General features: G+C 54.0%; 13 protein-coding genes and 1 pseudogene. 9 read left to right on the top strand and 5 right to left on the bottom strand.

Annotated features, from left to right (window positions below; genetic code table 11):
• The first annotated feature begins 257 nt into the window (after nt 1-257).
• The 5 genes from H5U02_11430 (at nt 258) to H5U02_11450 (ending at nt 4,099) form a co-directional block, all read left to right on the top strand.
• On the top strand, nt 258-485 hold the full coding sequence (locus tag H5U02_11430) for a DUF1659 domain-containing protein (GenBank protein ID MBC7343034.1): 228 nt from the start codon (nt 258-260) through the stop codon (nt 483-485).
• Between the two features lie 188 nt (nt 486-673).
• Nucleotides 674-901, top strand: coding sequence for a DUF2922 domain-containing protein (locus tag H5U02_11435; GenBank protein ID MBC7343035.1), 228 nt, complete (start codon nt 674-676; stop codon nt 899-901).
• Between the two features lie 295 nt (nt 902-1,196).
• Nucleotides 1,197-1,550 (top strand): YvrJ family protein, encoded by a 354-nt coding sequence (locus tag H5U02_11440; protein ID MBC7343036.1) that lies wholly within the window; start codon nt 1,197-1,199, stop codon nt 1,548-1,550.
• Between the two features lie 52 nt (nt 1,551-1,602).
• On the top strand, nt 1,603-2,310 hold the full coding sequence (locus H5U02_11445; protein MBC7343037.1) for an N-acetylmuramoyl-L-alanine amidase: 708 nt from the start codon (nt 1,603-1,605) through the stop codon (nt 2,308-2,310).
• A gap of 472 nt (nt 2,311-2,782) precedes the next feature.
• Nucleotides 2,783-4,099 carry a transposase gene (locus tag H5U02_11450; protein MBC7343038.1) on the top strand — a complete coding sequence of 439 codons (1,317 nt, stop codon included), beginning with the start codon at nt 2,783-2,785 and terminating at the stop codon, nt 4,097-4,099.
• Between the two features lie 202 nt (nt 4,100-4,301).
• On the opposite strand, the pseudogene H5U02_11455 reads toward H5U02_11450, so the two are convergent.
• From H5U02_11455 to H5U02_11465, 3 genes and pseudogenes are all read right to left on the bottom strand, one after another.
• A pseudogene (locus H5U02_11455) lies at nt 4,302-4,632 on the bottom strand (recombinase family protein).
• Nucleotides 4,629-4,802, bottom strand: a complete 174-nt coding sequence (locus tag H5U02_11460) for a hypothetical protein (GenBank protein MBC7343039.1) — start codon at nt 4,800-4,802, stop codon at nt 4,629-4,631. The pseudogene H5U02_11455 and the gene H5U02_11460 overlap by 4 nt, the downstream one beginning before the upstream one ends.
• Before the next feature lie 284 nt (nt 4,803-5,086).
• Entirely contained in the window at nt 5,087-5,380 is a 294-nt protein-coding gene (locus tag H5U02_11465; GenBank protein ID MBC7343040.1) for a UPF0175 family protein, read from the bottom strand.
• 385 nt (nt 5,381-5,765) lie between these two features.
• Between H5U02_11465 and H5U02_11470 the strand changes: the two genes are divergently transcribed.
• On the top strand, nt 5,766-6,071 hold the full coding sequence (locus tag H5U02_11470; protein MBC7343041.1) for a nucleotidyltransferase domain-containing protein: 306 nt from the start codon (nt 5,766-5,768) through the stop codon (nt 6,069-6,071).
• The gene (locus H5U02_11475; protein ID MBC7343042.1) at nt 6,061-6,462 is read left to right on the top strand and encodes a HEPN domain-containing protein; all 402 of its coding nucleotides are present in this window, start codon (nt 6,061-6,063) and stop codon (nt 6,460-6,462) included. Before H5U02_11470 ends, H5U02_11475 begins: the two co-directional genes overlap by 11 nt.
• 244 nt (nt 6,463-6,706) lie before the next feature.
• Here H5U02_11475 and H5U02_11480 read toward each other — a convergent pair whose 3' ends face one another.
• Nucleotides 6,707-7,102, bottom strand: a complete 396-nt coding sequence (locus H5U02_11480) for a helix-turn-helix domain-containing protein (GenBank protein ID MBC7343043.1) — start codon at nt 7,100-7,102, stop codon at nt 6,707-6,709.
• On the opposite strand from H5U02_11480, the gene H5U02_11485 reads away from it, so the two are divergent.
• Nucleotides 7,101-8,825, top strand: a complete 1,725-nt coding sequence (locus H5U02_11485) for an alkaline phosphatase (protein ID MBC7343044.1) — start codon at nt 7,101-7,103, stop codon at nt 8,823-8,825. The two genes, H5U02_11480 and H5U02_11485, sit on opposite strands and share 2 nt — an antisense overlap.
• Nucleotides 8,826-8,852: 27 nt before the next feature.
• Here the strand turns inward: H5U02_11485 and H5U02_11490 are convergent, their stop codons facing one another.
• Nucleotides 8,853-9,368: a hypothetical protein gene (locus H5U02_11490; GenBank protein MBC7343045.1), complete on the bottom strand. Its 516-nt coding sequence runs from the start codon at nt 9,366-9,368 to the stop codon at nt 8,853-8,855.
• Between the two features lie 441 nt (nt 9,369-9,809).
• Here H5U02_11490 and H5U02_11495 point away from each other — a divergent pair.
• The coding region (locus tag H5U02_11495; GenBank protein ID MBC7343046.1) for an S-layer homology domain-containing protein at nt 9,810-10,454 on the top strand (645 nt) is incomplete at its 3' end.

A 10,454-nucleotide genomic window follows, 5' to 3' on the forward strand; every position in this document is an offset into this window, starting at 1 on the left:
CTTTCCCTTTTCCCCATTCGCTCTTTTTCCGTTCGATTTGCCCCTCATTCGTCCAAAGCCCCTCCGGGTTGCGGCCTAGTTCGGGATTCGAGCCTCTAAGTCTTCCGCCGTAGAATAAGCTCAAGGCCCAGGGGAACGGGGGAAGGGCGGCCTCGGCGGGGCCGCCGCCCCAGGAGACCGGCAAGCTGGATGGGTTTCGCTGGCTAGCTGGGCTCAGGGCCAAAACCAAGCACGGAAAAGGAAGGGAGGTGAAGGTAGTGCCAGTGGTAGTTACCCCAGTTGACTCCAGCCTGCGCCTGCAAGTGCAGACCGGCGTGGACGCCAAGGGCAACCCGGTGATCGTTAACCGCAACTTCAACCGGGTCAAGCCGGAGGCTGCCGATCAGGATGTCTTCGACGTGGCTCAGGCCTTGGGCGGCCTGCAGATGCACACCGTCTATGCCATCCAGCGGGTGATGGAGTCGAGCTTGGCTCCTGGAGCCTAATTGCCGAGCCTAGTTGAAGCGACCCAACCCTAAACCAGCGGACCCAAGGCTTGGGTCCGCCTGGGCTGGGGAGCAAGGGCCTTGCCAGCCGCCGGTGGCCAGCGGTTAAACCCTGGCAGGCTTGGTGGGGCGCAAGGCCAAGGGCACAGCCTGGAAAGTGAGGGTTCAAGCGGAAAGGAGGTGAAATTATGGCTGCCCGGTTAGAGATGCTCTTTACCACCGAAGGTGGGCGCAGCGCCACCGTGGCCGTTGCCGATCCCAAGGATGGCCTAACCGCTGCGGAGGTCAAGGCGGTCATGGACATGATCATCGCCAAGAACATCTTCACCGCCCCCAGCGGCAACCTGGTCGGCGTTCGCGGCGCTCGCCTGGTGGACCGCCAGGTTACCGAGATTGACCTCAAGGCCACTGCCTAAGCCTCAGGTTAAATTGCCGCAAGGGAGGTAAGGGTAAAGGCAAGGTTAGGAACCGGGGGCGGGGGCTGAGGGTAGGTCCCGGAGCCACAGGCTGTTGGCGAGGGGCTGTCCCCTCCTTCCCCCTCCCCCGGAGGTTTCCGACTGCTTGAATTGGCCCGCGCTCGCACGCCCAGCTCCTCGGTGGTTAGCTGGTTAGACTGGGAGTGGCCCAGGGCTTGGGCGATGGGCAACTGCGACTCGGCAAGATTCGCACGGGAGAAATCAAAAGGTAACTTCCAGCAAAGGAGGTGAGATCATGGAAAACTTATGGGCCCAGGTTGGCAATTGGGGGTTCCCGATGGTGGTGGCGGTTTGGTTATTGATGCGGGTGGAGAAAAAGCTAGATGCGCTCACTGTTGCCATCCAGCAGCTAAAAGATGCGGTAGACTGGCGATTGGCATCACCGTTCCCTGGCCCAGCTCCGGGCCCCAATCCCAGCATCGGGGCTAGCTTTAGCTCCAGCCCTACCGGTGGCGGAGGTGGACCGGGGTCAGGCCCTGGCGCGGTTAGTTTCAGTTCCTTGCCGCCGGCCAGCCTTGAGTCTGGCAGGGTACCGGCGGGCGGCATCGATCCCGGCAATCTCGAGGTCTTTTCGGACGGCCGGCACTGAGGTGCCGGAGTGCTTGACTAGTCGCCGGCAAACGAGGAAAGGAGGTTTTGCCATGCGGAAGTGGACTTACGTAGTCATTCACCATACTGCCGCTGAGGAAAAGAATATCGAGCAGATCCGTCGCTATCACCGGGGATTGGGCTGGCGAGACATCGGTTACCACTTTGTAATTGAAAAGGATGGGCAAGTGGCGCAGGGGAGGTCGCTTGACCTCCCCGGGGCTCATTGCAAGGCTTCTGGAATGAACTTCAAAGCCATTGGCATCGCCCTCATCGGCAACTTCGATAATCATCCCCCGGCCGAGGTACAAGTGGAGGCCCTGGTGCGGCTCCTCCACCGCCTAATTGCGGAACACAGTATTAGCCCGGCCAACGTAACCATCCACCGGCTGGTGCCGGGGGCTGCCACCCGCTGCCCAGGCCGATACTTTCCTTGGGAGAGGGTAAAGGGCGAGCTCACGGCTGGTTCGGTACAGTTCGCTAAATCGCCCGGCAGGGTGCAGCCTGACGACCCATCGTCGGGCCCGGCCCCAGAGTCACCACCATCGCTGGTGACACCGCCGGTGTTGCCCCCTCAGTCGTTAGTAAGAGGTGCGGTTGACCGCGGCCCTGAGGAACCATCGCGCCATGTGGTTTCTGGCTCGGGATCTACCCGGCTGTGGAGAGTTCAGGCCGGCGCCTTCAGGGACCGCGCCCATGCCGAGGCCCTAGCCGCCCGCCTCAAACAAGCCGGCTTCGACGCCTATATCTGGGATGGATAGGGGGTGCCAGCCAGTTCCCTTTTCCGCTGCCCTCGCCTCCTTGATCAAATCCTACCCTGCTGGCCTCAATTTACCGGCCCCCAGTCACGGCCCTCATTGTCACTCGCTGTCTCTTTTACTCCTCAGGCATAGAAACCGTCTTGGGCTTCGCTCTATCGAGCCCTCATTGTTCTTTACCGTCCCTTCTGTCCGGACCCAGTTCGCTTCCTTAAATTAACTCATGGAGCCAATTGCGATGTCCGGAAGTAACGATAGATAGGCCATTTAACGGTGCTAGCAAAAATATTTTACCCCAGTATGGTCCAGGTTTTTATGCCGGTTAGCAGGTGAAAAGCGGCAGGTCTGGCAAAATTGACCCCAAAGGAGAAAAAAAGAGAAAAACCAAGGAATAATAAGTAATAAGCAGGAAAACCCCCTATTTCTGGCGAATCCTTTTTTGACCCAAAAAGATAACCAGAGGAGGTTTTCCTGCATGGCTATTATACCGCAAAAACAACTTTTTGGGTGGCAGGAAATTGACCAGCTTGGGGATCTAGAGCGTTTGCTGCTGGTGGTGAATCACCTGCCCGATGAAAAGCTGATGCAAAAGCTGGAACATGATCGCGGCAAGGGACGGGACGACTATCCGGTACGTGCAGTCTGGAACTCTATCCTGGCAGGAATAGTTTATCAGCATCCCTCCATTGAAAGCCTACGGCGGGAGTTATTGCGGAATGCGCAACTGCGTGAGATTTGCGGGTTTAACCTTTTTTTGGGGGAAAAGGCGGTACCGCCAGCTTATGTGTATAGTCGTTTCTGCCGTAAACTCATGCAGTATGCCGACGAAGTGGAAGAAATATTCTTTGGCCTGGTCGAGGAAATAAGCACGCTCCTGCCGGATTTCGGGCGGGCTTTGGCTATGGACTCAAAAGCCATCAGTAGCCTGGCCAAAAGGCCAAAGCGGGATAAAAAGCCCGATGGGCGCCGGGACACCGATGCTGACTTTGGCAAGAAAACCTACCGGGGAAAAAGACAAGACGGCACCCGGTGGGAAAAAGTAGTTTCCTGGTTTGGCTATAAGCTCCACCTCATAGTTGACGCTGTCTATGAGCTGCCCGTAAGCTTTGGTGTAACCAAAGCCTCTGTAAGCGACCCTAAAGAGGGACATGAGCTCCTAGAACGCCTGGCCCAAAACCAGCCCGAGATTATAGAACGCTGTGAGGTCCTGACCGCCGATAAGGGTTATGATGACACCAAACTAATCGTTAAACTATGGGATAACTACCAGGTTAAGCCGGTCATCGATATCCGGGATATGTGGCGGGACGGTGAAGATACGCACCTTGTAACCGGGAAGGACAATATCGTTTACGATTACCAGGGCACGGTCTACTGCCACTGCCTAAAGACCAATAAACGCTTAGAAATGCCCTTTGGGGGATTTGAAAAGGACCGTGAAACCCTAAAATACCGCTGCCCGGCCCGACATTATGGTATAGAGTGTAAAGGGGAAAAACAGTGCCGCCTAACCGGGGGAGTGCGCATTCCCCTTAAGGAAGACCGGCGGGTCTTCACCCCGGTTGCCCGGTCCAGCTACAAATGGACCACTCTTTATAACCAGCGCACTGCGGTAGAAAGGGTAAACAGCCGCCTGGATGGGGCCTATGGATTGGAGAAGCATTTCATCCGCGGCCTTAAAAAGATGAAGTTGCGGTGCACGCTGGCGCTAATGTTAATGCTGGCCATGGCGGTGGGCCGGACCCGAGAAAAACAAGCAATAAACATGAGGAGCCTGGTAAAGGCGGCCTGACCGAGCTTAATCTGGGCCAATAAAATAACCAACAGGTGCTCCCAGGGATAAGTGCGCCCTTTAGCTGGGGATGGCAGGGAGCACGGCGGTTATTCACGCCAAAACCAACCTTGGGAACATTGTCTCTTAGCCTGGAAAACACCCCTTCTTGGCATAAGCTTTATCCGGCCAGAAGAAAAACGTCCACAACGCAAATGGCTCCGGTAAACTTGGAGTTGACAAAAATCAACTCCGCTCCTGCTTTTTTATCTCGTCAATCAATAAAAGCTGGTGTGCCACGCTGCGTGACAAACGGCTGGTATCTAAACAAATAAACCAGCGGATGCCGCCGGCTTTTAGCTTTTCCAGCGCCGCCACCAGGGCGGGGGCTCTAAGATTGAGCCTGAGACCCCTTCGTCTACAAATTCTGTTATTTCAGTTGCGCCTAATTCCTGGGCCTTGGCCCTGCATTCCTCCCGCTGCGCCGCAATGGAATAGCCGCGTTCGGCCTGTTCCTCAGTGGACACTCGTAAATATATCAGTGCAGCGCTCACCTTCCCTGACCCTCCTTCAGCTTGACTTTGCTTTGACTTGCTTGCGAGAATTTCCTGCTCTGTTCAGGAAGGCGGAACAGAAGAAAGCGAATGGCTTCCCGGTAGGCTTGTTCACGTTCATCCTGGGAGCCGCTGCGGGTTACTATTACTTCAAATTCCCGCTTTGCCATGGCCCCCACCTCCTATTAAGGCCCGATGGCCGGGCAAAAACCCTTCCACCTCTAAGCCTACCGGTACCTCGAAGCAGATTCCAATTATCAAGCAAATAACTGCACTTTTTTCATTAATTCAGTTTATGCTGGAGGCGTCTATGGACGACCCGGGGAGAAATAATTACCATTTCTAAGCCTTGGGCCGTTGAGACGGCAAGGTGGAGACAACAAAAACCCCTTCACCTTGCTGGTGAAGGGTCTGGTATAAGTTTCCGCCGTCAGTTTATTTCCCAATGTCTTCCTTAATTTTGACCACTTTCATTTTGCAAAAACTCCTTAACGGTCGCCAAGTCTTCCTCTAGCTCGTCGAGATCATAGTTGAGAGGAATGTTATGTGCGGCCAAGAAATCGAGGAATTCCTGTTTGGAAACGTTGGCCAGTTTCGCCGCCTTGCCCAGGGATAAACTCCCATCTGCGTAAAAGGTTGCCGTCAGCCTCTTCAAGGCCTCCATTTTTACCAGTTGAGCCGATTCCCGGCCTTTGATGAACAGTTCTTTTGGCAACTCGAGATCAATCCTTATAGTTTGGTCCGGCATTTTATCGCCTCCCGGAAATACCAACTTTAGTAAAATCATACCATAAGAGATACACCCCAGCGGGGGAAGTCCAGGAGCTTACGAGAGCTGTCCTTGGAAGGGGTGAAAATCCGTGAGAAATACTGGACATGAAGGCCGCACTTTTCGCAGCACCGCCTTATTCGGCCAGCCCACCGCCAATTAAGCGTCAAATAATGTGGGCATTAACACCCACTCAGGCCTCAGCGACGGAAGGCAGTTGAGTTTGAGCATTCTACATGGTATAATCTTACAAAAGAAGCACCGATAACCCAAATAAGTAGTGGTAATTATGACCTTCTTCAAAGAAAAACTTCTATTTTTAGGGAGTAGTGGCTTTTTCTAGGACAAAAATGGGGGGCTCTCTGTGGAAGAAGTACTTAATTTAGTAGTCGAAAAGATAGTGAAGACTGTAAACCCCGATAAAATTATTCTTTTTGGATCCAGGAGCAGGGGGCAGGAAGGATCGTATAGTGATTATGATCTTTTGGTGCTAAAGCGAGGAATAAATAATCGCCGTGCTTTAGCCCACCAGATCTATAGAATCCTGGTCGATGTTCCAGCGGCCGTGGACATACTTGTAGAAACCCCGGAAAAAATAGAAAGGTACCGTAATTCACGAGGGTTCGTGTATGCTGAGGCCGCAAGAGGGCGGGTAGTTTATGAGCGATGAACTATGGCGCCTGTGGTTCCAAAGAGCAAAAAGTAACCTCGCAAGGGCAGAACTTGGCAGGCAAAACTCAGATATTCTCTACGAAGATCTTTGCTTTGATGCCCAGCAGGCAGTTGAAAAGTCCCTTAAAGGTATAATGGCATTCCTGGAAGTGGATACCCCGAAAACCCATTCTATTGGGTACCTTTTGAAGTTAATTGAAGAGTCCGGGAAAGTTCAGGTTCCCGAAAGACTTAAAGAAGCCGCGATTCTTACTGATTACGCTGTAACAACCCGTTACCCGGGAGACTGGGAACCAATAGATGAAGCTGAATACAAACGGGCAGTCTCGCTGGCCCAAGAAGTTTACCGGTGGGCGTTATCCCTCACCAACCAGGATGGAGAAAAATAAGCCCCGTAGAAGAACCGTCTTATTACCGGCCCAGTCCACAAACATCTTCTCTCCGGCCCGGTGCACCTGGCGCAGGGATGCGTGCAGAGTTTTGCACTACCGGCGGTAGAGGTCGCAAAAACGGCTGTACTGGTAGCCATCTGTATGCTCAGGCTTATACTCCTGCCATAAAAGCTGCAGAGTGACGCTTTTTCCCCGGAGTTCTTTGTGCACTCTGGTAAAATCAATCTCGGGCATTTTCTTGTTAGGGATTGGTTTTTCGGGAAACAGAAGGGCCCCCAGGGAGGTTTCCCTCAAGGTTTTCGGGCAGTGGCCATGACAACCCGGCAATTCTGGCGCGAGCCAGATAATCGCTGACAGTGCTGCTGGACAGGTTGTAGCTGCGGGCGATTTGCCGTTGGGTCAGGCCTGATTCCCAGTGAAGGCGTAGTACCTCTTTGATTTTCCGCGTGGACAACCTCTTGTCCTCTAATTCCTTTTCTGTAAGAATCTTTCCCTCAGGGCGTCCGAACGTCGTCTCCTCCAGCAGCATAACATTTACTGGTTTGCCCGAGAGTGCTTTAACAATGGCCCGCAAAGCGCCGGGCTTTCGCCTGTGCTCACGAAAGTCCCCAGAATAAAATACACTTTTTCCTTCCATGCATACAGGCCTCGAATATCAGGCAAAATGCCGCTATTTACCAGTTCAGCTCCCGTTCGCAAGCGTAGTGTGCTGCTGTCAAAGCGGGAACCATCTTTCGCCGCCAGAGGCAAGCCCAAACATCCTCATTGTTTTGCTCCTGTTGTTCAGCATTTCTGTCTTTCCTGCAGGTGCGGCAAGTGCCCCTGCCGTAAAGAATATGATCCTGTTGATCCCGGATGGCATGAGCATTGGCCGTACAACTCTGGCCAGGTGGTATAAAGGCGGTACGCTTCTGGCCATGGATGAAATGGCCTGCGACCTGGTGAGAACTTACTCCTCCGATGCGGCCATCGCTGACTCCGCACCTGCGGCAACAGCCTACTCCACCGACTTTAAGTCCCATACCGGCTACGTGGCGGTTTTGCCCGACGTTGTCAACATGCCCGGCCTCCAGCCTATCCCCAAGGGTGATGAAAGGAAACCCGTGGCCACCATCCTCGAAGCAGCAAAACTGGCAGGAAAAGCTACGGGGCTGGTGGTTACCTGTGAAATACCCCATGCCACCCCGGCAGCTTTCTCCGCCCATTACCCGGACCGGAACAACTATGATGATATCCTCGAACAACAGGTATATAGCGGTATAGATGTGGTGCTGGGCGGCGGTTCCAAATACCTGACACCCGAGGCCAGAAAAGACAGGGAAGACTTAATTAAGGTAATCAAGGACCTGGGTTATGATTATGTAACCACGCCGGAAGCACTTCGTAAGTCCACTTCCAACAAGTTGTGGGGCATGTTTGCTCCCAAAGATCTGAGTTATGATTTTGACCGTGACCCGGCAAAACAGCCCAGCCTGGCGGAAATGACCAGCAAAGCCATTGAGGTGCTTTCTAAAGATAAGGACGGATTCTTCCTGATGGTGGAAGGAAGTAAAATAGACTGGGCCGCCCATGCCAATGACCCGGTGGGTGTTGTCAGCGATATCCTGGCCTTTGACAACGCCGTAAAAGTGGCCCTGGACTTTGCCAAAAAAGATAAGCACACCGTTGTCATCGCAGTAACCGACCACGGTAACGGTGGAATCACCATCGGAGACCGGGAGACCAGCAAAAATTACGACGAGCTGCCCCTTTCCGCATTCATCGAACCTTTAAAGAGGGCAAAACTGACCGCTGAAGGCATCGAGAAAAAATTAAACGCCGACAGGAGCAACATCAAAGAAGTAATGGCAACTTATTACGGCATCACCGATCTGACGGAGGCTGAAATCAAAGCAATCAAAGAGGCCAAACCAGGCAAGTTAAATTACGTTGTGGGACCGATGATCAGCAAGCGGGCACATATCGGGTGGACCACCAACGGCCACACCGGTGAAGATGTGGTTCTGTACGTGTACTCGCCGACCGGCGACCGGCCCACGGGAGTGATTGAAAACACTGAAATCGCCAAGTACATGGAGAGAGTACTGGGCCTTAACTTACAGGAAACCACCAAAAAGCTCTTCGTGCCGGCAGAAACCGCTTTCCCGGCCAGGGGCGCCAGGGTGGAATGGGATGACAGTGATCCCAACAACCCCGTGTTTGTGGTTACCAGGAACAATGATAAATTAAAATTGCCAGTAAACAAAAATCTTGCCGAAATCAACGGTAAGCTGGTTAAAATGAACGGCCTGACCGTTTATAATGGCGTGGCCACCTTGCCACTGCAACAGCCTGGATTTACGGCAGTAGATCCCTGTTAAGCAGTCCACGCATTCCCTCCCTCTTGCTTATAGCCCGCCTGCTCCAGTCATCGTAAAGCCCTGTTCCGGACCCCAGTAGCCTGTCCAGGTCTTTCCCCCGTCGGTTGTTTTAAATGTGGTGTTAATACCCTGAATGTTATCCTTTACGGTTAGTGGTAAGCTGTCTCCTGTTGCAGTTGGGCAGGTTAGAGTTATATTGAAGCGAACCTTGGGGTAAACGATGTCCGTATTCTGGTTAGATGCAGTAGCGATCACGGTGGCGTCCTTGCCGATGAATACGGTTCCTGGAACGTTCAGGCCCAGCTCTGGCTCAGCGTACTTAACGCCGGCCTGGTACCAGCTAAACGACCCATCGTCGTTCTTATAGTACACCAGGAAGGTATGGGTGCCAGGGATCTGGCCGTTGACCTTAAACCAGAGGTTCTTGTCCTCGTTAAGGCCGCTGCCGCCAGCATAGAGGTTATAGGACTGGCCGTCGGGCTTAATCTGCAGAAGGTTGTACACCCTAACGTACTGGTGGCCTCGTACGGGTGAAGAGTTCAAAGGAAAACTATCCGGCCTGGCCGAAGCATCCGTCCCCGCGGTAGGGACCCGCAGAAGGTAAGGATCGTACTGGAATAAAGGGGTGAAAATCTGTGGCCAAACATCTGCGAGGTGCTGCGGGCCCGGCTTTGCGGCACTGCGGCTTAGCGGTGCTGCCCGGCGCGTCCGGGGGTGGGGGCCGCTACATACACGTATGCACGGCGGCGAGAGGTGGAGCAAATCGGCTTTACTCATCTACGTTGGGGGGCGGGGAGGCTACAAAATCATCGCTGTCCGATTGCTCAATGATCCGTCGGAATGGGCTCCGCGGACTGAGGTCTAGGTCTTCTTCTCCGTGGCCCACCTCTTGAACCTGGAGGTAGACCTGTTGTTCGCGCTGCCGTCGGGCTTGATCTGGTAGAGACCGTAGACCTTGCCAGCACCTTCAAAAAACCGGTGACGGTGACGGTAAGCTACGACCCGGCAAGCGTTACTAACCCCGATTTCCTCGGAGCTTACCGCTACAACCCCGACACCAAGATGAAGTGGGACTACCTGGGCGGCAAGGTGGATAAAGACAAGAAGGTAGTAACCTTCACCACCCCGCATCTATCTGAGTACGCCCTGATGGAGTACCACAAGACCTTTAACGATGTGGCAGGCTCCTTTGCCAAGGCTGACATCGAGTACCTGGCTTCCCGGCACATCATCTACGGGGTGACCGATACCAAGTTCGACCCCTTGGGCAACATCACCCGGGCCCAGTTCTGCGCCCTGGTAGCTCGGGCCCTGAACCTGCAGGCCTCTTCCAGTGCCCCTAGCTTCAAGGATGTATCCGGAAGCTACTGGGCGGCCAAAGAGATTCAGGCTGCAGCCCAAGCCGGCATCGTCAAGGGCTACACCGACGGTACCTTTAAGCCCGATCAATTCATCAACCGGGAGCAACTGGCGGCCATGGTGGCCCGGGCCCTGGTTTACTCCGGTGGCGGTACTTTGCCCGCTCCCGAGCAGGCCAAGACCATCCTCAACCGCTTCCAGGACCAAAACCGCATCACTTCTGGCCTAGCCCGGGAAGTAGCGCTAGCGGCCGATAGGGGCATCGTCCTT

This window comes from Clostridia bacterium (assembly GCA_014360065.1).
Classification (GTDB): Bacteria; Bacillota; DSM-521; order Neomoorellales; family JACIYF01; genus JACIYF01.